This is a genomic window from Winogradskyella eckloniae, assembly GCF_013249045.1.
Lineage (GTDB): Bacteria > Bacteroidota > Bacteroidia > Flavobacteriales > Flavobacteriaceae > Winogradskyella > Winogradskyella eckloniae.
Map to the genome: position 1 here is coordinate 155016 of NZ_JABRWP010000007.1, position 23791 is coordinate 178806.

Below are 23791 nucleotides of genomic sequence, written 5' to 3' on the forward strand. Positions count from 1 at the left end.
CTAGTCTATGCTCCTATATCTAAAAGCAAAGCGTTCTAACGTCTAGTTTACCACTCATTAATCTTATTACTATCGAGCTTCACAAAAATAAAGAGGAGGATAGTAAAGCCCCAAAGTCCGGAGCCGCCATAACTAAAAAAGGGTAGTGGAATACCAACAGTTGGAATTAATCCCATGACCATACCAATATTAATAGTGAAGTGAATAAATAAGATGGAAGCGACACCATAGCCATAAACACGACTAAATTGTGATTTTTGGGCTTCAGCCAAATAAAGAATTCTTATAATAAGGCATACAAAAATTAACACGACAAAGCTAGTGCCTAAAAATCCCCATTCTTCACCAACTGTACTAAAAATGTAATCGGTTTCTTGTTCAGGAACAAACTTTCCGGTTGTTCTCGTGCCTTCTAAAAAGCCTTTTCCCGAAAATCCACCAGAACTAATGGCTTGTTCGGATTGAATAAGGTTATAAGCTTCAGATTTTTTCATTCGTTCTAGCTTAGCAGGATCTTTTTCTAAGCGTAGCCATAAACTAATTCTATTTTGCTGATGTGGTTTAATGCCATGCTGATAGAATAATTTTACACCATATGAAAATATAACACTTATGAGCAATACTAGGATGTACTGCAATATTGAGCCTCTTTTTTTCTTTCTAAGAAAGTACGTCGTTATTAAAACGATTGCTACACCACCACCCGTAATTAACACTCCAAATTTAAGACCCAGAACAGCAAGAACAATTAAGGAAAGCCCTATAATTAAATAGATTTGTTGTAGACCTTCTCTGTAGAATACAAAGAAAAATGCGAGATATACGATGGTGCTTCCTGCATCATTTTGAAGTAAAATTAATAAGGCAGGAATAAAAATTATAGCAGTTACTCGTAGCTGATCTTTTAAGGTTTGCATGTTCGTTTGCAGATCACTTATGTATTTGGCAACTGCGAGTGCTGTGGCAAATTTTGCAAATTCACTGGGTTGTATGGTCATGCTGCCAATGCCGTACCATGAGCGCGCTCCATTAACGTCTTTACCAAAAATAAATAACCCAATTAATGCCAATATGGCGACTAAATAAATGATACTGGCAAACCGTTCATAAAATTTGGCTTCAAAGGATAAAATAAGAATTACTAAAACAAAAGTTAAGCCTAAAAACACAAGTTGTTTTCCATAAAGTTGGGTGGTGTCAAAGTAATTCGTTACTTCTCCAACATGCGATGCTGATAAAATATTGAGATAGCCAAAACCAACTAGCAACAAAAAAAGGATAATGATAATCCAGTCGAATTTAAAACCTCTATGATTTTCTCTTAACATTAATAATTCAAGTTTTGAAGTTGAGAATCGGTGTCCATAGAATATTCATCTATGACTTGAAGCGTGGTTTCTCCATTAATTTTAAAAGGCTCATCAGAATATGGCTTTTTGTATTCGTTTTCTAAGCTATGCGTTAAAATCCATTTTTCTAAATCCGTTCTTGTTATATGGCCTTTTATGTATTTTTCAATCATTAAACTGGCCATTCTTCCTGCAAAACGACTTCCCCAATATCCGTTTTCTACAAAGACGGCAATTGCAATTTTTGGGTTGTCTTTTGGTGCAAACGCCACAAAAATAGAATGGTCTGTAAGTTGCGTTTTTACACTGTCAATCTTTACAAAGTTTTCTGCTGTTCCTGTTTTTCCACAAATTTCAATTCCTGGTACTCTTAAGGATTGTGCTGTTCCTTTATTGTAAACATCAAACATACCTTCTATTACAGGTTCAAAGTGTCGTTTATCTATTGTGGTATGATGTGGTATTTTAAATTTTTTAGGAATGGTGTCGCCTTCTATACTTTTGATAATGTGAGGTGTGTAGTAATAGCCACGATTTCCGATGGCAGCAGCCATATTCGCTAACTGAATTGGTGTTGCTTCAACTTCACCTTGTCCAATAGCATTAGAAACGATATAGGTTGATCCCCAACGATTATCGCCATATTGTCTGTCATAATAATCACCATCTGGAATCCTTCCTTTTCTTCCAACAGATAAATCATTATTGAGATAATTTCCTAAACCAAAACTTTTTGCGTGCTCAGACCAAATATTCATGCCTTTGCCAGCATCATCATATTTGTCTACAATTCGTCGGTATACATTTACAAAATAAGCATTGCAAGATTGGGCAATTCCTTCATTCATGTCTACAGGACTTCTATGATGGTGGCAGCCAGTTAGTCGTCTGCTTCCGTAATAATAGCCCATTCTACACGTAAATTTGTCGTCTATTTCTACAACCTCTTCTTGCAACCCTATTAAAGCATTTATCACTTTAAAAGGAGATCCTGGAGGATATTGAGCTTGTAAGCCTCTATCAAAAGTAGGCATGTTAATCGTATCTCTAAATAGGCGGCTAAAGTTCTTGTTTCGTTCTCTACCTACTAATAAATTTGGGTTATAACTTGGGCCTGTTACCATAGCTAATATTTCGCCGCTTTGTGGATCTAGTGCTACAATTCCACCACGTTTGTGTTTCATTAGTAGCTCACCATAGGCTTGTAATTCTGAGTCAATCGTTATCGTAATGTCCTTACCAGGTTTAGGTAAAGTGTCATAACGACCATCTTTGTAAGGGCCAATATTTTTATTGTGTCTGTCTTTTTGTATAAATTTTATTCCCTTTACACCACGTAATACATCTTCGTAAGACAGTTCTATACCTTGCTTGCCAATGAGATCACCTAATTTATAATAGGGTTGACGTTTTATAATTCTTCGATTTACTTCACCGAGATCACCAAGTACGTTGGCTCCAATGCTCGTTTGGTAAAACCTAAGCGATCGTTTTTGAATGTAAAACCCTTCGAATTTTCGCATTTTTTCTTGAAGTACAGCATAATCGGTTTTTGAAAGTTGCGGTACAAAAGGTGACGGAAGTCTTGGCGAATAATTTCTGGCTTTATTTAATTTTTTGGTGTATTCTTCTTTAGTGATTTTTAATAATCTGCAAAATTCTTCTAGTTCTAATGCGTCTAGCGGAGAAACCTCTCTAGGTATAACCATAACGTCATAAGATGGCTGATTGGCCACTAGTAGTTTGCCGTTACGGTCATAAACATAGCCTCTTTTAGGGTAATTATATACTTTTCTAATCGCTGTGTCTTCAAAGATATTGTAAGAAGAACTATTGTAAACTTGTAAATAAAATAAACGTGCAATAAATACTAGACCAACAAGAACGACAGTTACAAGAAGTAATAATTTTCTCATTTTTTATTTGGGCTAAATAGAATTATAATCAATACACTTAGTAGTATGGTAAAAATACTAGAAAATAACGTCTTTTTTAGGGTTAAAAGTATGTTGGAAATGTTAAAAATTTCGAGAGAAAATAAGATTAAATGATGAATAATGGTACCTAATGTGAGGTATGTTATAAGGTTGCCAATGTCTGTTGTTGTGAATTTTATACTTTGATGCTCATAGAGCATACCAAATGAGCTTTTTAGTAAAATTGGTCTAACATATGCTAAGGATACTGCTGCTGCTGCATGAACTCCACCTGAATCTGAAAATAAGTCTACCAACATTCCCAGAATAAAGCTTGATAATAACAATACTAATCGTTCTTCTCTAATGGGAAATAAGAAAATATAAATGATATAGATATATGGATTAATAAAACCAAAAAGATTAATTTGATTACAAATCACGACTTGCAAGAGCAGTAACGCAATAAATCGGATAATATTTATACCTAAAACATTATTCATTGCTGCTGTTTTCTAGGTTTAATATTTCTTTTCGATTTAAGTTTTCTAAAATATAAACCGTACCAAGGTTGGTCATATCGTTAAACAATTTAACTTGAATGGTATAGGTGTCTCCACTAATGTCACTTTCAAAACTTGAAATGGTACCAATACCAATTCCTTTTGGGAATATAGATGATTCACCACCAGTTTCAATAGTATCTCCAATTTTTACAGGTGCATATTGCGACACATCTTCGAGTTGTACATGGCTTGGTAATTTACTGTTCCATGTAAGGGATCCAATATGATTAGATCGTTTTAGTTTGGCGTTTATTCTACTTTTTGTGTTTAGAATAGATAGCACTGTAGCGTAATTCTTTGAGGTATTGTCAATAATACCAACAATTCCGTTTGATGTAATGACGCCAAAGTCTTCCTTTATACTATCGTTTTTACCTTTGTTTAGGGTTAGAATGTTATTTGGCAAAGCATAGCTGTTTTTATAAACATCTGCAATAGTCACTTTGTAATGTGCATTAGTATATGAACTGTCAATAAAAGTAGAGTCGGTTTGGGGATTGAGATTATAAAGTTGTTCTCTTAATTGCTTATTTTCTTTGGCCAGAATATCGTTTTCTGTTTTTAAATTAAAGTATTGATCCACAGAATTCATTGTGCCATAGACTCCACCTGTTAAAAAATTGGCTGAATTTATAAATTTACTCCTATGGTAAGAATGCGACTGAATGGTAAGCGCTAAAGCGATACTAAAAAGCAATAAAAACAACAGAAATGTTTTGTTTCGTATAACAAAATTGAATATTTGTTGCATTATTTATGGCTTATTTAATCAATACGCTTTTGTATTTTGATAAGTTTTTAAGTACAATACCTGTACCTCTTACTACGGCTCTTAATGGATCTTCAGCAATATAAACTGGTAAATCTGTTTTCTGTGATAAACGTTTATCTAAACCTCTTAGCATAGAGCCTCCTCCAGCTAAATAAATACCTGTATTGTAAATGTCAGCCGCCAATTCTGGTGGTGTTTGTGATAATGTTTCCATTACAGAATCTTCAATACGTAAAATAGATTTATCTAAGGCTTTGGCAATTTCACGAAATGATATTTGAACCTGCTTAGGTTTACCTGTTAGTAAATCACGTCCTTGAACGCTCATATCTTCTGGAGGTAATTCTAAATCTTCTGTGGCCGCACCAATTTGAATTTTTATTTTTTCGGCAGTTCTATCACCAACATATAAGTTATGTTGCGTTCTCATGTAATAAATAATGTCGTTTGTAAATACATCACCAGCAACTTTTACAGATTTGTCACAAACAATGCCACCAAGGGCAATCACTGCGATTTCGGTAGTACCACCACCTATATCTACAATCATATTTCCTTTAGGTTGCATAATATCTACACCAATACCAATAGCTGCAGCCATTGGCTCATGAATTAGATAGACTTCTTTACCATTGACACGCTCACAAGATTCTTTTACTGCACGCATTTCAACCTCTGTAATTCCAGATGGAATACAAACAACCATGCGCAAAGCCGGATTAAAGAATTTTTTCTTTAGTGCTGGTATGTTTTTTATAAACATACTAATCATTTGCTCTGACGCATCGAAATCTGCAATAACACCATCTTTTAAAGGACGAATTGTTTTAATGTTTTCGTGCGTTTTTCCTTGCATCATGTTGGCTTCTTTACCAACGGCTATGATTTTTCCGCTAATGCGGTCTCTTGCTACTATAGAAGGATTATCTACAACAACTTTGTCGTTGTGAATAATTAATGTGTTTGCTGTTCCTAAATCTATGGCTATTTCTTCCGTTAGGAAATCAAAAAATCCCATGTGCTATTCTTAAATTATTTGGGTTATTCTTGTCTTTATTTTAAGACTATCTGTAAAAGTAGTAAAATATACGTTATTTATACCGTTATAGATGTTTAAAGCCAGTTTTTTTTTCTTTGATTAATTGAAAGCTAAAAAATAAGTAAATAAGTTGGCTTTTGTACCGAAATAATTTCGGTACAAAAGCACTTAATTTAGTGTTTAAAATGACGTGTTTCGGTAAAGACCATTGCTAAGTTATTGTCATTACAATAGTTAATACTTAATTCGTCTTTTATAGAGCCACCAGGCTGTATCACAGCAGTTATTCCAGCATTATCTGCTATTTCTACGCAATCTGGGAATGGGAAAAAAGCATCACTAGCCATAACAGCACCTTTTAGCTCAAATTTAAAGGATTGTGCTTTGTGTATAGCTTGATTTAAAGCATCAACTCTACTGGTTTGTCCTGTACCACTTGCACATAACTGTTTGCCTTTTACAAGAACAATCGTGTTAGATTTTGTATGCTTACATATTTTTGAAGCAAATATTAAATCGTCTAGCTCTTCCGTAGTTGCTGTTTTGTTAGTTACAGGTTTTAAACCTTCAAGCGTATCTGTAACGTTATTTCTATCCTGAACTAAAACACCATTTAAACAACTTCTAACATTTGTTTTAGGCATTTCAATATCCTTCAAAATTAAAAGAATTCTATTTTTCTTTCCTTTTAATATGTCTAAAGCTTCAGGAGAAAATGAAGGTGCGATAACCACTTCACAAAATAATTTATGGATTTCTTCTGCCGTTGCTACGTCAATTTCAGAATTACTAATAAGAACACCACCAAAGGCAGAAACTGGGTCACCAGCTAAAGCATCTAAATAGGCTTGGTGCAGTGTGTCTCGTTGTGCTAAGCCACAAGCATTATTATGCTTTAATACGGCAAAAGTTGGAGCGTCGTTTTTAAATTCTAACATTAAGTTTACAGCGGCATCAACATCTAATAGATTATTGTAACTTAATTCTTTACCATGAAGTTTTGTGAAAATCTCATCAAAATCGCCAAAGAAGAATCCTTTTTGATGTGGATTTTCGCCATATCTCAAGACTTTACCTTTAGTTTCAGAAATTTTTAATGAAGGGATTTCATGATTCTTATTGAAATAATTAAAAATTGCAGAATCATAATGAGAGGAAACATTAAATGCCTTTGCGGCAAATTGTTTTCTGTCGTCCTCAGAGGTTTCTCCGTTTTTAGATTCTAATAAGTCTAAAAATTCTGCATAATCGTCTACAGAAGATACACAAGTTACATCTGCATAATTTTTAGCTGCGGCTCTAATTAAAGAAATTCCTCCAATATCAATTTTTTCTATAATATCTTGGTTACTTGCACCAGATGCTACGGTTTTTTCAAAAGGATATAAATCCACAATAACGACATCAATTTGTGGGATGTCAAATTCTTTTAATTCAGCAACATCTCCATCGTGGTTTTGACGATTTAAAATGCCACCAAAAACTTTAGGGTGTAATGTTTTTACTCGGCCACCAAGTATAGAAGGGTATGACGTAACGTCTTCTACAGGTACGACATTAATACCAAGGTCCTTAATAAATTTTTCAGTACCTCCTGTAGAATAAATGGTAACGTTAAGGTCATTTAATTTTTTTACAATTGGTTCTAATCCATCCTTACTAAATACAGAAATTAGTGCTGATGAAATGGTTTTGTTGCTCATAATGTTGTGTTGTGTTTTAGATGTGGCAAAAATACGTATATTCAAAAAGAAAAACTTAGTAGAAAATGTAGTTTCTTTAAGTTTTTTGTAACAATAAATTGTTGAAAACGTCCTATCTTTAAAATGTTATAAAACAACCCTTGCATGCTGGTCTATTTTCGTTTATTAAAAGAGAGTTTTTCGTTTGCTATTAATGCCCTTAGAAATAATAAACTCCGAACGTTTTTATCGCTTTTAGGTGTTACGGTTGGTATCTTTTCAATTATAGCCGTTTTGGCAGCAGTAGACTCTTTAGATAAAACAATTACATCGCAATTAAGTTCGTTAGATAGTAACACCATGTACGTAGTTAACCGATCTTTTGGGCCTACAAATGTACCGCGTTGGCAACGAGAATCTTTTGATCCTATTTCTTTTAACGAGTATAAAAGTTTAAAATCGTCTCTATTTGATGCAGAGCATGTGGCATTTCAATTAGGTGTAAAGCCTGAAAACATTAGATACGAATCGGAATTGGTCAGTGGTGTAAATACTGTGGTGGTCTCGCATGAGTTTACGGATATTCAAGTTTTAGAATTTGAAAAAGGCCGATTTTTTAATGAATCAGAATCCAATTCTGGACGTTCGGTAGTGGTTATTGGTGCTCAAATTGCTAAATCGCTTTTTGGAGAATTTGAACCTATTGGTAAAAAGGTGCGCATTTATGGTCAAAAGTTTACGGTAATTGGTGTGGTTAAAAAAGAAGGTTCTGGTTTATTGGGAGACAGTAATGATGTTTCGGTTTTTTTACCTGCTAATTTTGTGAGAAATAAATTTGGTGATAATAATCCTAACAATATGCATATTGTGATTATAAAACCCAAAAAAGATGTGGATATTGATGGGTTAAAGGCTGAAATATCTCAAATTTTAAGAAATAAACGCGGTATAAAACCAAATGAAATAGATACGTTTTTTGTAAACATCATTGCAGGCTTACAAGGTGCTATTGACGAAATGCTCGGCATGTTAAACCTAATTGGTTGGGTTATCAGTGGCTTTTCTCTCTTAGTTGGAGGTTTTGGTATTGCAAATATTATGTTTGTTAGCGTTAAGGAACGTACTAATCTTATAGGTATTCAGAAATCGCTTGGTGCTAAAAACAAGTTTATTCTGTTTCAGTTTTTGTTTGAAGCTGTCATTCTTGCAGTTGTCGGTGGACTTGTAGGTCTGTTCTTTGTGTATATTGGTACCCTTATTGGTAATCACTTTGCAGAAGATTTTGAATTTGTGTTATCACCTCAAAATATGTCACTCGGTTTCTTTATCTCTTCATTAATTGGATTAATTTCTGGTGTGATACCAGCTTTAAGAGCATCGCGTTTAGATCCGGTTGAAGCTATACGAACAGGAATGTAAACCCAACAAAAAGGTAGTTACTGTAAAAAATTATGGTAAGATAGTAGCGACTTTAGCGCATACAAATTCTAAAAATTGCTCGTCAGCTGATGTAAAAGGATCTGGCGTGTTTGAGTCTATATCTATTTGGCCAATATTTTCATTGTTTACAAAAATAGGTATTACAATTTCTGCCTTCACATTAATACTACAAGCGATGTAATTGTCTTGGGCAGCCACATCCGGAACAACAAAATTTTCATTACTTACTGCAACTTGGCCACAAATGCCTTTGCCAAATGGAATGATCGTATGGTCTGTTGGCTTACCAACATAAGGTCCTAATTTCAATTCGTTTTTGGTGCCATTTTTAAAATAAAAGCCTACCCAATTATAGTAAGAAACATTGGTTTCTAATGTTTCACATATTAATAGAAGGCGTTCTGAAACACTCAGATTACTTTGCGCTATTATGCTTTCTATTGTAGGTTTTAGTAATTGTAAATCCATAATTGAAAAAAAACTTTTGGTAAAAGTATCTAAAATGGACTATTTTGAAATACTGTTTTTATAAATTTAACAACTAATTAATACTACCGAATTGAAGTTACTTTTAATAAAATATAAATCAGTAATTCGCTTTATTGTCACTTTTCTAGGTGTATATGCTATATTGTCTGTAGGATATCATATCTATTTGAATGCGTCGGACGGTTCAATTTACTATCCAGATTATCTTACACATTTAGTGGCAAATCAAACGAATGATGTCTTAAATAGCTTAAGCTATACGACAGAGATTTTACCACATCCTGATGAAGCTTCCCTTAAAATCATTATAAATGGAAAATATGTAGCACGTGTTATAGAAGGATGTAATGCTATAAGTGTCATAATTTTATTTTTATCTTTTATAATCGCATTTGCAGGTAAATTTAAATCGACTTTATTATTTGGCTTAGCAGGTAGTATTATTATTTATGTGTTTAATTTAATCCGAATTGTGATTTTATCAATTGGGCTTTATCATTATCCTTGGCGAAAAGAAATATTGCATACGGTTATTTTCCCCATGTTAATTTATGGAACTGTATTTATATTATGGATGGTTTGGGTGAATCGGTTTTCTAAACAATTACATTCTAATGCATAGACTTGTCACTTATTTATTAGTTGGTGTGCTTTTACTGTTCTTAGTATTAATAAGAGCCTACGAAAATGTGTTGTTTTACGATCCTTATTTAACTTTTTTTGAAAACGATTATTTATATATAGACAGTCCAAGGAGAGAAGTCGCCAAATTGGTGTTATTTACAACATTGAGATTTGTGTTAAATACCCTTATTTCTTTGGGTGTTTTATACCTTGTATTTAGGGATAAGAGCATTGTTAAGTTTTCTGTTATTGTTTATGTCGTTGTATATATATTATTGTTAATTCCGTTTCTGTATTTTGTCATCAACCCTAAGCAAGAAGATTATTACTTGTTTTTTAATGTAAGGCGCTTTTTAATTCAGCCCATAGGTCTAATTTTATTATTGCCAGCGTTTTATTATTATAAACTGAAGCGTTAATAGTTTTATAAATCATTTATCATTTTTTAGGAATTTTGTAAATTTGCACTGTGAATTTTTCAATTGCACATAAAACTTTTTCAGTCACATTATCATTCTTGGTATTGGTGTCGTCTTTATCATTAACTATTGAGAAGCATTTTTGTGGAGAAACTTTAGTGGATGTTGCTATTTTTTCGGACATAGAAAAGTGTGCAGATGATGTTGTAAAAACAGATGCAACTTCTGTAGTGAAAAAGACATGCTGTAAGGATGAGATTGATGTTATTGCTGGTTTGTCTGAAATTACGATAAATTCGTTTGAAGATTTAGATAGTATTCACCAGCAGATCTTATTTGCCTATAGTTATTCATATATCAGTCTTTTTGAGGGTTTACCAAAATTAATTATCCCTCATGAAGCGTATACACCTCCTAAACTCATCAAAGACATACAGGTTTTAGATGAAACTTATCTAATTTGATTATAGATACATTCACTTTGTAAAAAAAGGATGCACGCATTGTTTAGTGCATATGTTATATCTATAAATCAAGTAAATGAAAAAATATTTAATATTTAATTTTATGATTTTGTCGTTGGTGTTATCAGCACAAGATCAATTAAAGGGCATCGTTACAGAATTTAGTACAGGAAAAGAAATGCCTTTGCCAGGCGCTAATATCTATTGGTTAGGATCTACAATAGGAACTATAACCTCGGAAGATGGAACGTTTGCGTTACCATATAAATTTTCATACAATAAATTAGTAATTAGTTATGTAGGATTTAAGACCGATACCCTAACCATTAACGACAACAAATACATAACACACGTTATGCAGGTTAGTGATGAGTTAGATGCTGTAGAATTAAAAATACGTCAACAAGCCACTCAAAAATCCTATCTAAAAGCCACTAATACGTTTACAGTAACCAGTGCAGAGTTGTTAAAAGCTGCGTGCTGTAACTTGGCAGAAAGTTTTGAAACCAATCCATCGATAGATGTTAATTTTGCAGATGCTGTTTCAGGCACAAAGCAGATTAAAATGTTGGGATTAAACTCACCTTATATATTAATTGCAACAGAAAATATACCTACAATAAGAGGTGCTTCGCAAGCCTATGGATTGAGTTTTATACCAGGAACTTGGGTTGAAAGTATTCAAATAACCAAAGGGACAGGTAGTGTTGTTAATGGTTTTGAGAGTATTGCAGGTCAAATAAACGCAGAGCTAGTAAAACCAACCACAGATGATACATTGTTTGTAAACCTGTATGGTGCTTCTAGTGAGCGTATAGAACTTAATACACATGTTAATACTAAAGTTACAGATAAATGGAGTACAGGATTGTACCTTCATGGCAATACACATCAGCAAAAACACGACGTCAACGATGATGGGTTTTTAGATATGCCAATGTACAATCAAATTAACGTTATGAACCGTTGGCAATATACGAACCTAGAAAAAGGCTTAGTGAGTTTTATAAATTTAAGATATTTAAATGATGAAAAACAAGGCGGTCAATTAAATTTTAATCCAGAAACGGATAAAGGCACAACAAATTTTTGGGGCAGTGAAATACAAACGGAACGCTTCGAAATTTCAACAAAATTAGGGTATGTAGATCCAGAACTTCCGTATAAAAGTTTAGGGTTTCAAACGTCCTTTAGTCATCATAACCAAGATTCTTATTTTGGGTTAAACCAGTATGATATTCAGCACAATAGTTTCTATTCTAATTTGGTGTATAATACTATTATTTCAGATTCGCGCCATAAAGTAAAAACAGGATTGAGTTTTACTTACGATCACTATGATGAGGTCGTAAATACAGATTTATACGAGCGAACTGAAAATTCTATTGGTGGTTTTTTTGAGTATGCTTATGATAACTTAGACAAGTTAACTTTAACAGCTGGTGTAAGAGTAGACCAGCACAATAGATTAGGCCTGTTTCTTACACCACGTTTGCATGTGCGCTACACACCTTGGGAAAAATCCGCGTTGCGTTTTTCAGTAGGTAGAGGTAAGCGTAGTGCTAATATTTTTGCTGAAAACCAAAATATGTTTTCGAGCTCTAGGCAAATTAATATATTAAATTCTGGAGGAAAAGTATATGGATTAGATCCGGAAATTGCCTGGAATTATGGTTTAAGTTTTTTACAAGGGTTTAATTTATTTGATAGAAAAGGCGATATCACATTAGATTTTTATAAAACCGATTTTCAAAATCAAGTGGTCGTCGATTGGGAAAATCCATATGAAGTCAACTTCTATAATTTAGATGGCGAGAGCTATGCCAATAGTTTTCAGGTAGAATTAAATTATAATGTGTTTGAAGGATTTGATCTTAGAACGGCTTATAAATATTATGATATAAAAACTGAGTATAATTCGGGTAAGCTTGAAAAACCCTTAATTCCAAAACATCGTTTATTTGCCAACACTTCATACGAAACCGAAATGTCTAAAGAAGGGTCTCAATGGAAATTTGATGCCACCTTTAATTGGTTAAGTGCACAACGATTTTCTAGTACAACGTTAAGTCCATTAGCGTATCAATTGCCTGAAGAAACGCCAACCTTGTCCACAGTAAATTTACAAGTTACAAAAGTGTTTTCTCCAAAATTTGAAGTATATTTAGGAGGCGAAAATGTAACAAATGTAAGGCAAGATGATCCCATAATTAGTGCAGATAATCCATTTGGCTCTAATTTTGATAGTAACTTTGTATATGGTCCAATTTTTGGAAGTATGTATTATGCAGGATTACGATTTAGAATAAAGTAATCCGTTCCTTAAAACGGTTGAAATTAATTAAGTAACGAGAAAATAAAACATTAAAATCTGAAGAGATTAAAATTAAAAACAATATGAAAAAAGTAATAGTATTCCTTTCATTAATAGTAACCACAGTGGCATTTGCACAAAATAAAAATGCTAAGGTAAGTATGGAAGTAGATGGTGTTTGCGGTATGTGTAAAGAACGTATAGAAAAAGCAGCAATACGAACAAAAGGCGTAAAGTCTGCCGTTTGGAATGTAGATACACATGAGTTAAAACTCATTATTGATGAACGCAAAACCGATGTCAAAACAATTGCAAAAAATGTTGCAGCTGTTGGCCATGATACAAAAGAAATAAAAGCTACAGATGAGCAATACAACACTGTACATCCATGTTGTAGATACAGAGATGAAACTGTTTTAAAAGATCATGAACCTAAAGAAGACGCAAAACATAAATCTAAAGAAAACTAAAACCAAAACGTTGAAAATGAAGTATAATTTATTGTTATTAATGCTATTATGCATAGCCACGACCGTTAATGCACAGAAAGATTACGTTATTACTATTGATGGGAAATCGTATGACATGGCCTTAGATGGTAACCAAGAAGTAAAAATTAAAGGTAAATTATATAACATTGGTTTAAAGAAAAAAGATACGCTGCTGTTGGATGATGCGTATTTTGAAATGAAATACACCAAAGATCACGAAGTATCTCGAGTAGATATAGACTCAGATATAGAGCAAATTATGTTAATGACAGCAGGAGGATCTGGATTAATAATTCAAAAATACGGGTCGTTTAATCCTACAATGCTGCAAGAAATGATGCTCAATGAGGTCACTAAGGAGAGTGTAAGTTATGGCTATGAGTTAAAACGTGAAGATTATGAAAAAGAATTGTCGTCTGGCGAAACGGTAAATATTTTAAAAGCTGTTTTAACGTATAAAGGAGAAACCGAAGTCTATGAAGTCATGGCACAAGGAAAAAAAGATGAAGGTATCATTGTGATGACCATGAATATGAATATGGGTGTAAAAGATGGCGGAGAAGATATGATACAGCTCATGTGGAATTCATTAAAAATTAAAGCCTAAAATTAAGCCTGAATGTTTTCAGGCTTTTTTTTAGCTTGTAGTAACCTTTAAGTTGTGCCTTTATAGATGTCTATAAGGACCTATTTAGCGTATAAAATCGAATAGCATCCGCTACCCAAACATTTGTAATTTGGCTAGAATTAGCCATTGGTTTTATAGGATGATGCGGTTTTATTATTTTTTTTCTTTCAGTTCAGATTCAATTAAATTCATTATCTCGTTTGAGTAATCTAACATTTTAACATACAAGTTTAATCTGTTATTTTCAACACCCATTTTCATTAAAAGTGGGTGTAAAATATTTGGGTTTTGATATAATTCTATTAATTTTTTATTCTGAAGTTCAGTATCTTTTTTAAAGACCTTGCTTAAACCAAAAGACTGCTTAATTCTATTGTTTAAAAATAATCCTCCAATTGATTTAAATTCATTATGTATACTATTTATTAAATCCATGGACAATGTTTCATCCTCAAATCCTTGATTTATCTCAGCAGAAAATAAAGCTAATTTTGATTTAAGCGTTTCGCTTTTCAATATTTTTATATCGCCACTGCCAATTAATGCTTGATAGCTTCCTATAACAGGTTCGGCTCTAAAATAATTAAAAGCGCCAAAGTAGATAAATGTACCAATAGAATCTCTTTTGTATTGTAAATCTTTTTTTTCTAAGCATTCTATAAGAGATTTACAATTATCAATCACAAAGGACTGTTTATCGACGATGTCTGCATATATTTTATTGTTCTCTATAAAATCTTTTTGTAGCGTTTTAAGTATTAATAATTCGTTCTTTTCTTCTTGTTGTTTTTCATTCCAATTGTTAATGCTTAATGCAATTAATATACCTATTACAACGAGTACAATTTCTCCGATGGCATAAATGAGATATTTATTAAATTTATTTTCGGAGAGTAGTTGTTGTCTTATACGTCTAAAGAATTTTATCATTGGTTGGTGGTTTCTGGTAACGATGTACAACGTGAATGGTTGTGCAACTAAGTTAGCAAACTTTTATTAACCCTTGAATATTACATAGTTGTTTTTCAATGTAAGCAAAAACAAACAATTACTTATAGCTATTGTTGCGCAAGTATTTTTAAATTTTCTTTAGAATCCAATTCGATATTTTTTGAATTCGAAATATTATAATTAATGTTAAAATCGTTTTTATAATATATTTAGCAAATGCAAAATTTGGTAATTCTATTTCTTCGTTACCATTTAATTTTGAAATAAATTTAATACAGTAATCAATCAAATCAGGAATCTGATAAATTAATTTTGCTAACCAAATAACGCCAACTGTCAATAAAATCAGTTTTGTCAGCGATTCGACGTTTAGTTCCATTTTTATTTCTTTTTCAGATTTAATTAGTTTTTTAGCAATCCATTCTGCTTTTATAAACAGAAATAGGGAAACAACAATGTTGGCTATTGTCATAAATGTTCCTGTGAAATAGAATTTGTCGATTGGTTCGTTAAAAACAGTTTCAAAATGAGTCATCATAGTAGCTCCATAAATTGTAAAGAAATAGGAGCCAAAATGGTCAAAAATTTTAGTGAATAAAAAAATTCCGGCTATTCTAATAGTAAGAGCGGATAAAACTCGGTTTGTCATGAATTTTCTATTTTGGGCTTTTGTTACAAATCGGTTTTAGTTAGATGTAAATGCGTGGCTATGCAACTAAATTAGCAAACTTTTATTAACCAGAGAAAATTACGAAGCGAATTTATAGGTAGTGCTGGCAACGGGCTTTTATGGTGTCTGATCTTTAATAAGTCAATTTAATTTCATAAGTTGTTAGGCCATATCCTGAACTTCCTAAATTTTGATTGATTACTGTCCAATCTTCATTCTCAACTGGTGATAAGATTGAAAAGGGGTTAATCAAATCTTGCGATTCATAAAATTTAATTTCACTAAATGAATTTTTTGGGGCTGGATTAACGCCAATTATGCCATCTTCAAAAATTTTGAAAGATGTGTTTTTTTCTATAACATCAGTTGTATCTATTTCTAATCCTAATTCTTCAGATTTCTGATAAATTATAATAATATCTTTATTTGTTTCATTATTTATAAAATACTCTGCAGCACCAGCTGGTTCAATAATTATATTATCATCGCTATTTTTACTACAGCTACTTGTTAGAATAAGAATAAATAATATGTATCTTTTTATTAAATTGAATAATTTCATAATTTTTTTTAAGGCCTAGGTCGTTCTGTTTTTGCGGACTTGTTTGTTTTGCTAATATTCATGGTTATATGCTGGTTGTAGTCTATAATAAATCAACAGATTTTAACACTTTGAAAAGTTATTAGTTTACATCGTTTTTTTACCCTTAATAACCCAAGTTTTCAAACTTTTGTCTGTGCTTTCACATGGTTGTAGCGATAAAGCTCTAGACATATATGGTCCGGCATCGTCACTTTCGCTTCCGGCCGCAAGACAAAGATTACTGTCTTCTTTTGGTCTGAATTCTCCACTTTCTTTATTATATATAAATTTTTGTTTTGAAGATTGAGGGTCACTTTTTACAAGGCTTATTGTCATTCCTATTTTTGGTCCTCCAAGCATTGCAGCACAGAAACCAGGATATGTGGCAGAGCAAATCTGTTGTGTTTTATCATCATAGTAAAATAGAACATCGTCGCCATTGGGTTTGCAAGAATGCACATGTAAGGTGTCATTAAAGCCTCTATTCTTTGTGTCTATACAATAGCCTAACTGGTCGCGCTCATCTAAATTATCCGCGAGATAGATTATAGGTTCTGGCGATTTAATATTAGGTACATTTGAAGTAGGATTTTCTTGGGTTTCAGTCTTTGGGGTTTCAGTTGCAATTTGTTTTTCCTTTTTAATTGAGTTGCAGCTCATACATAGGGAAAACAATAAAATTGGTATTAGATTTTTCATTGGTATTTGTTTTAAAGTTATACAAGAGTATGCTTGTTTTTATTCAGTTCAATTATTCTCTAAATTAATTTAAAAATAGACTTGCTAAAATTGGCAAAATTCCAAAAATGACAAGTCCAACTATTGAAGTCCAACATTGATAATTTTTCTTTTCTTTTTTTATGGAACTAAAAATTATAAAAATCAGACTCAATAAAAGTAAAACTGTTCCTAAAATTCCGAAATGAAATATAACTTCTGCTGTGTTGCCTCCTGCATTAAAGATACTGGTGTAGCTGATTGTTAGATAAAAGGAAATAACATTTATTATTACAATCCAAATCATAAAATGAAATGCCCATTTTTTAAAATTTATGCTATTCATTTTAAGTTAGTTTTTCAGTTCGTTTTTATACAATTCTGCTATTTTATTTCTTTCGTTTTCGTTTTTTAAAATATTTTGAAGCCACATTTGTGGTTGGTCTGTTGCATTTCCATATTCTCTATCCTTATATTCTTTAAATTCCGAAAAGTCAAGCCAATTCTTGTTGTGAATATGCTGAAGGGAATAAACAGCCATTTCTCCATTAGTTGCTCCAAAAAATGGGCAAGTATGTACTTTGGTTATAGTTGTGTCAGAAAGTTTGGTGATAAGAAAATTGGTCAATTCCGTTTTGTCATTTTTCGCAAACTTTTCCCATTCTTTTTCACTAAAAACCATAGTTGGAATTTTTCTCTTTTTTTCTGTGACATATTGTGTTCCACCTAAACAGCCTCCTTTTTCAAAGACCATAAAATTCCACTGTTCAGCAATTGAATCTGTTTGTTGAATTTCAGGCTGAAAAAAATCTTTACTCAATTCAGCAGTTTCAATGCTCAATTCAGGTTTTGATTCCGATTGAGTTTTACACGAAATCAAAGTTAAAATCAAAAGCAATATGTTAAATGCATGTTTCATTTTCAGCTTGTTGCCATAGTGTTTGTTTACGATGAGTTGCGTGGTTAAGCAACTAAGTTAGTAAACTTTTGTTAACTCGATAAAATTGCGACGGAGTTCTTGCAAATTGGCCATTGATTATAGGCGACTTAAGTTTGTATTTCACTAAATTTATTTTAGCGGTATTTTAATGGCTTTAACTTCAAAATTTAATTCTCCATTTCTATCGATACAAGATCCACAAAATTCTATATTTATTTTATTGTTCACTATTTCTCCGAAAGCAATAGATTTGATATTTGCTCTTTTTGCATATCCTGGGAAATATAATGTTGATTCTTGACTAATTTTTTCGCTTAATTTAAGATGCTCTAAATCTTTAAAATTTGGGTTCAGCCTTAGATTGCCAATTGTAATGAGGTGTTGAGTATCAAAATCATATTTGGTGTAATTTAATTCCAAATTGAGAACAAGTATTGGATTCTCTTCTGTTTGAATGATATTGGTTTCATTAATTAAACTTGGAATCAAAGAGGAAGGTACCGAGAAAATTAACTCAATGATAAAGTTGTCATCTTTTAATGAAATATAATTATTTGATGTTCCTTCTAATAGTGGAAGTTTATATGCTTTGTTTTTATATGTAAATTTTAGCATTTTGTTTTAATTACTGTCTTTGGGTAATATACGAAAAGTAAGTAATTTTCTAGCAAGATACTTTCTGCTAAGCACAATGTTGGGTAGGAGCCAAACGGTTTGTTTTACTGCTGTTTTGCCTGTTTTTATGTGTGTTTTATTGGGTTTTTATTTTTCAGTTGTTTTAAATTCAATCACATATGGTTTTAACGGAATACTTTTTTTTGTCCTAAAATTGTTTCCGATTAATATTTGATATTTTTTATTCGGTTCTAATTCTACTGGTATTGTCCAAGACATATTATCTTTTACCCAACGTGTTTGTTTAGTTAGTAATACATTTATTTATATGAAGACAGAAGAGAATTATAACCTGTTTTGGAATTACAGATCTAGTACGTGTTTTTTTTGTGTATAAAAGCACCTAGGTTAGCAAATTAAAACCAAATAGAAAATTCGATAGGATTTTTGCGAGTAGGCTAGAACTAGCAATGTATTATATGCGGTGTTGTAAAACGTTTTTTATTTTAATTGCCACCATTTTTTTCGTTTTATCAACTTGTCAATTGAAAATGATTTAGTTATTCCGTTTGTCTTTTCATATTTCAATTGTTGATTTACTGGCTCAATAATATGTTGCCAACCTCCTGAAAAACTTGCTCTTATTTCAGTTCCATTCGGTGTGTAATTTCTCTCGATTGGAATTTTTCCAATATTTTCAAACAATTCGGCAAAGTCTTTTTTGTACATTTTTGGTAAATACCAAGTTACTTTTGACTCTTCTTTCCAATTCCCAAAACTTACAACTAAAACATTACATTTTTTAAAATCAGAAACTGTTGGCTTACTTGTCTGATTTATTCTTGTTGTAACAATTAGATTGTAACCAAAACCTGTATCAAAGTCAGATGCTAAAACGATTCCGCCACCATAATTTCCATTTTCCAATTTGAATGTTAAGCAACTTCCTTTATCAAATATTGGTTTTTTCTTGGAAATTCTCTTTCTAGCTTTTGGTTTTGCCTTCTCAGATTCTAATTTTATCAAAAATTTATCAAGAACAACTTTTCTTTTCTTTATGTCAGATTCGCTTGCATCAAGTTCTTTCCAAACTTTTAAATCAGATTCACTTTCGATTATTACCCGAACTTTTTCCAAAATGTCATTTGGCAAGCTTTTAGTTTCCCAAAGAGCTAAAGCCAATGTAAACCAAAAGTCATTTGTTCCGTTTGGATTGTCGGAAATCAATTTGTTTTTGATTTCAGTTGGTTCTTTTCCGTCATTATACAAATGAAAAAAGTCAGCATAAATATCTGCTGAAGTATCATTACTTTTTATGGCTGTTCCCCAAGTTCCCATTTTAGTTCGTGGTTTTGTTCAAATGTTTTACGACGTGCTTGTATAAGATTAGATATGTGTTTTAGCGATTAACTTTGCAAGAACACATCAAACTGAAAATTTGCAAGGATTTTTATAAGTAGGCTCGCACCAGTAATTAATTATATTCGTTGTTGTAAAACGTTTTTTATTCTTCGTCAATTTCAGACATTCTTTCATTTATAAACTCAAAAAATCCAATTTCTCCAGAGATTTCCCAAACTTCGTGGTCCCAATCAACTGTTGAGTTTCCATTGTTTTTGTAAAAGCATTGTGCATTTCCAGCTCCATCAGGGAAGAATTCAAGTAAATCGTCAAATGAATAACCTTCTGGTTTAACATTTTGCTCTTTGCAAATTGGATTCATCATTTCTGCCATAACTTTAATATCCTCGTTTGCCATTACAAAGTTAGCATCATAGATTTCTCCAAATCCATTATGGATTTTATAAAAAGTTTTTAAGTCATTAGGAATGTCCCAATTAAATGCTTTTAGATTTTTATTTGGTTCTGCATTTACAATAGGTTCTCCTCCAGTATATATTCGGTAGTAATCTCTATCATCATAAAGCTTCATATTAAGTAAATAATGTAAATGCCAAGTGTTTTCTTTTTTCTCTGCAAAAATGAATTGACACCTCTCTTTTAATGAAGAAATCAGATTTGGAATTTTCTTTGAAATTGGTTTAAAGTTTTCGGTTATGAATTCCGTATTTGTTTTGCTGTCTAAATCCGACCAAGGACAGTCTTTTGGTAATTCTCCAAGCTTGTAAAAATTTGAGCTATTTCTTGATTCAAATACAAGTTTAATTCCGTCAAAACCATATCTATTTATGATTTCATTTTCTAAATTAGTCGTACGTATGAATTCTAGATTGAAGTCTTTTTCAGAATCTCTTTTCAATTCGTTTCTGAATTCCTCTTTTAATTCAGAAGTCAGGTTTTCATAATCGTTCTTTTTATTATTCTGACTATTGGCTCCGAAAAAAGATAGTATTCCCATTATTAAAATTATATGTTTCAATGTTTCACTCAAATGTTTTACAACATGTTTGTATATGGTTTGTTGCGTGGTTAATCAACTAAGTTAGCAAATAAAAACCGAATAGAAAATCTGATAGGATTTTCGTAAGTAGGCTATAACTAGCAATGAATTATACACGCTATTAGCACAGGTTTTTATCCATCAATTGTCATATATTCAGGTTTCATTCCAATAAAGTCTATCGAAACAGAATGTCTCATTGGATTTGAATAATATGTTATCGACCATTCAGTTTTCTCATTTTTGATTTTTCCGATTGATATTCCTTCAAATTCAAATTCCACGTCAAAATTTTCGATTCCAGAGTTGATTACGTTTTCTTTCAATTTTTTTCTTAAAAACGGAAGAATTATATGTTCTTTAATTACAGAGTATTCATTATCTAACTTTTTGAAAAAATCTTTTTGCTCAATCGTTGGTCCGTTTTCGTCCGCACTAAGATTTATTCCGATTTCCTCTCCTTGGAATTTAGTTTGTCCGTCGTAAAAATTTTTAGAGGAATCTTTGAAGGTTGTATATCCTAATTCTCCAAATACGTCATCTACAAACTTTGGTTTTTTCTTAAAAATGTCAAATATTCCCATAGTTAATTTTTAATTTGTGCTAACGGTTTTGTGTATTATTAATGGCGTGTTATAGCAACTAAGTTAGCAAATAAAAACCGAATAGAAAATCTGCGAGGATTTTTGTAAGTAGGCTTTAACTAGCAATGAATTTAAACGGTGTTGGCATTAGTACTTTTATTTCCATTCCCAATTCAATTCATTTACGTATTCTAAATTTATATCAGAAAATAATTTTTTAAATTTCTCTTGGTCAGATACGGCTCGTTTAGGAATGATTAAGGATAATTCAGATTTGAGTCTTAAAAAGTAATAGTCTTTTAATTCAATCAGCTTGTCAAATTCCGAATCTTGTATTTTTGTTTGAGTTCCAAAATCAGAGGCCTCTATAAAATCAGCGTCTTTGTCAAAGTTTAGAGTAGCCTTTTTTCCAATTCTATTTTTATAATTTTCTTTTATATGCTTTTCAAAGTGCTTTTTGTATTTCCATTTAGAGTATAATGGATAAAACAAAAACCATAAAACTGCAAATCCAAAGAACGCTATAGCAAGTTCAGTTTTTTTAATAAACAAAATAAATGCCCCAAGAATGATGTAAATTATAGGAACAACAATTCTTGACTTATTTCTATTCTTTTTATGCAATTCAGATTTAGAAGATACATAAAGCTGATATTCTAAAAAATCCGAGAAGTTTAATGTGTATTCTAATTTCATTTCGTATTAATGCCAACGAGTTTGTATTAGATTAGTTGCGTGGTTAAGCAACTAAATTAGCAAACTTTTACGAACCCGTGAAAATTCCATAGGAATTTTCTCAAGTAAGCACGTAAAAAGCAATTAATTATACACGATGCTACCCTACGTTTTTTCTTTTTTGAGCGTAATTATAATTCCGTTTTTCCTTATAAATTTGATATCGTCTCCTTCGAAATCTTTAACTGTTTTAATATTTTCTTCCTTAAACAAGTAGGTAGGCACTATTTTCGATTTTATTATTAAAGAGTCAGAAGTCAGTTTTAGAATTTCGTATGGAAAACCAACGTCATATTCGAAAGCAATTAATTCAGTTCCATCAATCCAGAATTTTTGATAATCGTTGCAATTCTGTTTTGTTTTTTTATTTAAATATACTCTTAAAATTCCGTATTCGTCAAATTCAAATATTGAATTCAGTTCCATTCTCTCACAGAATGAAGGATGTTCAAATGGTAAGAAATTTGAATGAGTAACTTTCCATTTTCCAATCAGTTTTTCATACTGTTCGGTTTTCGGAAGTTTTTCTTTTTTTTTAAAGTAATCGCAACTCAAAAAAGTCAGAATAAAAACTATGAATGATATGTAGAATGTCGTTTTTTTCAAATGTTAGGTAACGTATTGTGTATGAAACGTAGCGTGTATAAAGACGCTAATTTTTCAGGTTAACATAGAGCCAAATTGTAATATTTTGTTTTTAATTTTCATCTTTTGAAAAGCCAAATTAATAATTTGGCGGACTTTCTTAATATACACAAACCTTTCGATTAGGCACTTATTAGCTATGTTTTATACACCGTGTTGTACCACGTTTATTTACTTTTCAATTTATATTCTTTCATTAAATTTAGTAACTCCTCAGTTTTTATATTATAAGAGGACTGAACAGCTCCTTCTTTCCCAGACAAAAATTTCGCGACTTTTTTTCCGCTAATCCACTTTTTATGTTCATCAGTATAATCAAAGAAAATCATCTTATTTCCATTTATATGTCCTTGCCTAAATTCCTTGACATCATCCCATTTTGTGAAGTTAGAACGAAACAAATTCTTCGTTTCAAATCCTTCATCAGTCAATTTCAAATATGAAGCATTAGGATGAAATTGAATAAGTGAGACAATTATACCAAGTCCAAAAAAAGAAATTATAAACCATCCCATTAATGTTTTGTCTTTCAACATTAAAATTCCGATTGTAACAAAAACAGAGGAAATCAAGAATAATATTAAGTTTTTTAACTTGTTTTGTTTAAATATTTTAGGTTCGTTTCTCATAATGTCTAGTCCTGAAATATGGCTACAGGTTAAAAATTGATTTACGCTGTTTTTAAATATACCATATTTGGTGTTTTATAATCTAAAGATACATGTAATCTTATTTGGTTGTATAGATTGATTGCACT

At 31.8% G+C, this 23791-nt stretch carries 27 protein-coding genes; 7 read left to right on the plus strand and 20 right to left on the minus strand.

Features of this window, described 5'->3' with window-relative positions; all coding sequences use genetic code 11:
• Positions 1-47 precede the first annotated feature (47 nt).
• From rodA to purH, 6 genes are all read right to left on the minus strand, one after another.
• Positions 48-1328 carry a rod shape-determining protein RodA gene (gene rodA / locus HNV08_RS12815; protein ID WP_173281725.1) on the minus strand — a complete coding sequence of 427 codons (1281 nt, stop codon included), beginning with the start codon at positions 1326-1328 and terminating at the stop codon, positions 48-50.
• Positions 1328-3265 (minus strand): penicillin-binding protein 2, encoded by a 1938-nt coding sequence (gene mrdA / locus HNV08_RS12820; protein ID WP_173281726.1) that lies wholly within the window; start codon positions 3263-3265, stop codon positions 1328-1330. The genes rodA and mrdA overlap by 1 nt, the downstream gene beginning before the upstream one ends.
• Positions 3262-3768, minus strand: a complete 507-nt coding sequence (gene mreD / locus HNV08_RS12825; RefSeq protein ID WP_173281727.1) for a rod shape-determining protein MreD — start codon at positions 3766-3768, stop codon at positions 3262-3264. The genes mrdA and mreD overlap by 4 nt, the downstream gene beginning before the upstream one ends.
• Positions 3761-4582 carry a rod shape-determining protein MreC gene (mreC, locus tag HNV08_RS12830; RefSeq protein ID WP_173281728.1) on the minus strand — a complete coding sequence of 274 codons (822 nt, stop codon included), beginning with the start codon at positions 4580-4582 and terminating at the stop codon, positions 3761-3763. The genes mreD and mreC overlap by 8 nt, the downstream gene beginning before the upstream one ends.
• 10 nt (positions 4583-4592) lie before the next feature.
• Entirely contained in the window at positions 4593-5621 is a 1029-nt protein-coding gene (locus HNV08_RS12835; RefSeq protein WP_157362883.1) for a rod shape-determining protein, read from the minus strand.
• A gap of 194 nt (positions 5622-5815) precedes the next feature.
• Positions 5816-7345, minus strand: a complete 1530-nt coding sequence (purH, locus tag HNV08_RS12840) for a bifunctional phosphoribosylaminoimidazolecarboxamide formyltransferase/IMP cyclohydrolase (protein WP_173281729.1) — start codon at positions 7343-7345, stop codon at positions 5816-5818.
• Positions 7346-7489: 144 nt separating this feature from the next.
• Between purH and HNV08_RS12845 the strand changes: the two genes are divergently transcribed.
• Positions 7490-8743 (plus strand): ABC transporter permease, encoded by a 1254-nt coding sequence (locus HNV08_RS12845; protein ID WP_173281730.1) that lies wholly within the window; start codon positions 7490-7492, stop codon positions 8741-8743.
• A gap of 30 nt (positions 8744-8773) precedes the next feature.
• Here the strand turns inward: HNV08_RS12845 and HNV08_RS12850 are convergent, their stop codons facing one another.
• Positions 8774-9232 carry a GAF domain-containing protein gene (locus HNV08_RS12850; RefSeq protein WP_173281731.1) on the minus strand — a complete coding sequence of 153 codons (459 nt, stop codon included), beginning with the start codon at positions 9230-9232 and terminating at the stop codon, positions 8774-8776.
• A 91-nt stretch (positions 9233-9323) separates the two neighbouring features.
• Here HNV08_RS12850 and xrtF point away from each other — a divergent pair, with 91 nt between their 5' ends.
• The 6 genes from xrtF (at position 9324) to HNV08_RS12880 (ending at position 14172) form a co-directional block, all read left to right on the plus strand.
• Positions 9324-9875, plus strand: coding sequence for an exosortase family protein XrtF (gene xrtF, locus HNV08_RS12855; RefSeq protein ID WP_173281732.1), 552 nt, complete (start codon positions 9324-9326; stop codon positions 9873-9875).
• A complete protein-coding gene (locus HNV08_RS12860) occupies positions 9868-10296 on the plus strand; it encodes an exosortase F system-associated membrane protein (RefSeq protein WP_173281733.1) in 429 nt (142 codons plus the stop codon). The genes xrtF and HNV08_RS12860 overlap by 8 nt, the downstream gene beginning before the upstream one ends.
• A 50-nt stretch (positions 10297-10346) precedes the next feature.
• Entirely contained in the window at positions 10347-10760 is a 414-nt protein-coding gene (locus HNV08_RS12865; RefSeq protein ID WP_173281734.1) for an HYC_CC_PP family protein, read from the plus strand.
• Positions 10761-10836: 76 nt separating this feature from the next.
• Positions 10837-13074 (plus strand): TonB-dependent receptor, encoded by a 2238-nt coding sequence (locus tag HNV08_RS12870; protein WP_173281735.1) that lies wholly within the window; start codon positions 10837-10839, stop codon positions 13072-13074.
• 83 nt (positions 13075-13157) lie between these two features.
• Complete coding sequence (locus tag HNV08_RS12875; RefSeq protein ID WP_173281736.1) at positions 13158-13544, plus strand: heavy-metal-associated domain-containing protein; 387 nt, start codon at positions 13158-13160, stop codon at positions 13542-13544.
• A gap of 16 nt (positions 13545-13560) precedes the next feature.
• A complete protein-coding gene (locus tag HNV08_RS12880) occupies positions 13561-14172 on the plus strand; it encodes a hypothetical protein (RefSeq protein ID WP_173281737.1) in 612 nt (203 codons plus the stop codon).
• Between the two features lie 174 nt (positions 14173-14346).
• Here HNV08_RS12880 and HNV08_RS12885 read toward each other — a convergent pair whose 3' ends face one another.
• The 13 genes from HNV08_RS12885 to HNV08_RS12945 form a co-directional block, all read right to left on the minus strand.
• Positions 14347-15123, minus strand: a complete 777-nt coding sequence (locus HNV08_RS12885; protein WP_173281738.1) for a DUF6090 family protein — start codon at positions 15121-15123, stop codon at positions 14347-14349.
• 148 nt (positions 15124-15271) lie between these two features.
• Positions 15272-15793, minus strand: coding sequence for a hypothetical protein (locus HNV08_RS12890; protein ID WP_241697221.1), 522 nt, complete (start codon positions 15791-15793; stop codon positions 15272-15274).
• Between the two features lie 154 nt (positions 15794-15947).
• Complete coding sequence (locus tag HNV08_RS12895; protein WP_173281739.1) at positions 15948-16376, minus strand: hypothetical protein; 429 nt, start codon at positions 16374-16376, stop codon at positions 15948-15950.
• 126 nt (positions 16377-16502) lie between these two features.
• Positions 16503-17096, minus strand: a complete 594-nt coding sequence (locus HNV08_RS12900; RefSeq protein WP_173281740.1) for an RICIN domain-containing protein — start codon at positions 17094-17096, stop codon at positions 16503-16505.
• Between the two features lie 64 nt (positions 17097-17160).
• Positions 17161-17460 carry a hypothetical protein gene (locus HNV08_RS12905; protein ID WP_173281741.1) on the minus strand — a complete coding sequence of 100 codons (300 nt, stop codon included), beginning with the start codon at positions 17458-17460 and terminating at the stop codon, positions 17161-17163.
• 6 nt (positions 17461-17466) lie between these two features.
• On the minus strand, positions 17467-18033 hold the full coding sequence (locus HNV08_RS12910) for a hypothetical protein (protein WP_173281742.1): 567 nt from the start codon (positions 18031-18033) through the stop codon (positions 17467-17469).
• Positions 18034-18183: 150 nt separating this feature from the next.
• On the minus strand, positions 18184-18669 hold the full coding sequence (locus HNV08_RS12915) for a hypothetical protein (RefSeq protein ID WP_173281743.1): 486 nt from the start codon (positions 18667-18669) through the stop codon (positions 18184-18186).
• A 501-nt stretch (positions 18670-19170) separates the two neighbouring features.
• Positions 19171-20007 (minus strand): hypothetical protein, encoded by an 837-nt coding sequence (locus HNV08_RS12920; RefSeq protein ID WP_173281744.1) that lies wholly within the window; start codon positions 20005-20007, stop codon positions 19171-19173.
• A 166-nt stretch (positions 20008-20173) separates the two neighbouring features.
• The gene (locus HNV08_RS12925) at positions 20174-21049 is read right to left on the minus strand and encodes an SMI1/KNR4 family protein (RefSeq protein ID WP_173281745.1); all 876 of its coding nucleotides are present in this window, start codon (positions 21047-21049) and stop codon (positions 20174-20176) included.
• 155 nt (positions 21050-21204) lie between these two features.
• Positions 21205-21654, minus strand: coding sequence for a hypothetical protein (locus HNV08_RS12930; RefSeq protein WP_173281746.1), 450 nt, complete (start codon positions 21652-21654; stop codon positions 21205-21207).
• A 156-nt stretch (positions 21655-21810) separates the two neighbouring features.
• Positions 21811-22350 carry a YcxB family protein gene (locus tag HNV08_RS12935; RefSeq protein ID WP_173281747.1) on the minus strand — a complete coding sequence of 180 codons (540 nt, stop codon included), beginning with the start codon at positions 22348-22350 and terminating at the stop codon, positions 21811-21813.
• 144 nt (positions 22351-22494) lie between these two features.
• A complete protein-coding gene (locus HNV08_RS12940; RefSeq protein WP_173281748.1) occupies positions 22495-22995 on the minus strand; it encodes a hypothetical protein in 501 nt (166 codons plus the stop codon).
• Positions 22996-23201: 206 nt separating this feature from the next.
• Positions 23202-23663, minus strand: a complete 462-nt coding sequence (locus tag HNV08_RS12945) for an STM3941 family protein (RefSeq protein ID WP_173281749.1) — start codon at positions 23661-23663, stop codon at positions 23202-23204.
• Positions 23664-23791: the final 128 nt, after the last annotated feature.

What these genes read in the sequence shown, in the direction of transcription:
- HNV08_RS12845 (WP_173281730.1), top strand. Translation starts at nt 7,490, where the DNA reads ATGCTGGTCTATTTTCGTTTATTAAAAGAGAGTTTTTCGTTTGCTATT.
- HNV08_RS12850 (WP_173281731.1), bottom strand. Translation starts at nt 9,232, where the DNA reads ATGGATTTACAATTACTAAAACCTACAATAGAAAGCATAATAGCGCAA.
- HNV08_RS12895 (WP_173281739.1), bottom strand. Translation starts at nt 16,376, where the DNA reads ATGAAATTATTCAATTTAATAAAAAGATACATATTATTTATTCTTATT.
- HNV08_RS12935 (WP_173281747.1), bottom strand. Translation starts at nt 22,350, where the DNA reads ATGAAATTAGAATACACATTAAACTTCTCGGATTTTTTAGAATATCAG.
- HNV08_RS12860 (WP_173281733.1), top strand. Translation starts at nt 9,868, where the DNA reads ATGCATAGACTTGTCACTTATTTATTAGTTGGTGTGCTTTTACTGTTC.
- HNV08_RS12905 (WP_173281741.1), bottom strand. Translation starts at nt 17,460, where the DNA reads ATGAATAGCATAAATTTTAAAAAATGGGCATTTCATTTTATGATTTGG.
- HNV08_RS12880 (WP_173281737.1), top strand. Translation starts at nt 13,561, where the DNA reads ATGAAGTATAATTTATTGTTATTAATGCTATTATGCATAGCCACGACC.
- purH (WP_173281729.1), bottom strand. Translation starts at nt 7,345, where the DNA reads ATGAGCAACAAAACCATTTCATCAGCACTAATTTCTGTATTTAGTAAG.
- rodA (WP_173281725.1), bottom strand. Translation starts at nt 1,328, where the DNA reads ATGTTAAGAGAAAATCATAGAGGTTTTAAATTCGACTGGATTATCATT.
- HNV08_RS12915 (WP_173281743.1), bottom strand. Translation starts at nt 18,669, where the DNA reads ATGCTAAAATTTACATATAAAAACAAAGCATATAAACTTCCACTATTA.
- HNV08_RS12910 (WP_173281742.1), bottom strand. Translation starts at nt 18,033, where the DNA reads ATGAAACATGCATTTAACATATTGCTTTTGATTTTAACTTTGATTTCG.
- HNV08_RS12920 (WP_173281744.1), bottom strand. Translation starts at nt 20,007, where the DNA reads ATGGGAACTTGGGGAACAGCCATAAAAAGTAATGATACTTCAGCAGAT.
- HNV08_RS12890 (WP_241697221.1), bottom strand. Translation starts at nt 15,793, where the DNA reads ATGACAAACCGAGTTTTATCCGCTCTTACTATTAGAATAGCCGGAATT.
- HNV08_RS12870 (WP_173281735.1), top strand. Translation starts at nt 10,837, where the DNA reads ATGAAAAAATATTTAATATTTAATTTTATGATTTTGTCGTTGGTGTTA.
- HNV08_RS12835 (WP_157362883.1), bottom strand. Translation starts at nt 5,621, where the DNA reads ATGGGATTTTTTGATTTCCTAACGGAAGAAATAGCCATAGATTTAGGA.
- HNV08_RS12875 (WP_173281736.1), top strand. Translation starts at nt 13,158, where the DNA reads ATGAAAAAAGTAATAGTATTCCTTTCATTAATAGTAACCACAGTGGCA.
- mreD (WP_173281727.1), bottom strand. Translation starts at nt 3,768, where the DNA reads ATGAATAATGTTTTAGGTATAAATATTATCCGATTTATTGCGTTACTG.
- HNV08_RS12930 (WP_173281746.1), bottom strand. Translation starts at nt 21,654, where the DNA reads ATGGGAATATTTGACATTTTTAAGAAAAAACCAAAGTTTGTAGATGAC.
- mrdA (WP_173281726.1), bottom strand. Translation starts at nt 3,265, where the DNA reads ATGAGAAAATTATTACTTCTTGTAACTGTCGTTCTTGTTGGTCTAGTA.
- HNV08_RS12885 (WP_173281738.1), bottom strand. Translation starts at nt 15,123, where the DNA reads ATGATAAAATTCTTTAGACGTATAAGACAACAACTACTCTCCGAAAAT.
- HNV08_RS12945 (WP_173281749.1), bottom strand. Translation starts at nt 23,663, where the DNA reads ATGAGAAACGAACCTAAAATATTTAAACAAAACAAGTTAAAAAACTTA.
- HNV08_RS12900 (WP_173281740.1), bottom strand. Translation starts at nt 17,096, where the DNA reads ATGAAAAATCTAATACCAATTTTATTGTTTTCCCTATGTATGAGCTGC.
- mreC (WP_173281728.1), bottom strand. Translation starts at nt 4,582, where the DNA reads ATGCAACAAATATTCAATTTTGTTATACGAAACAAAACATTTCTGTTG.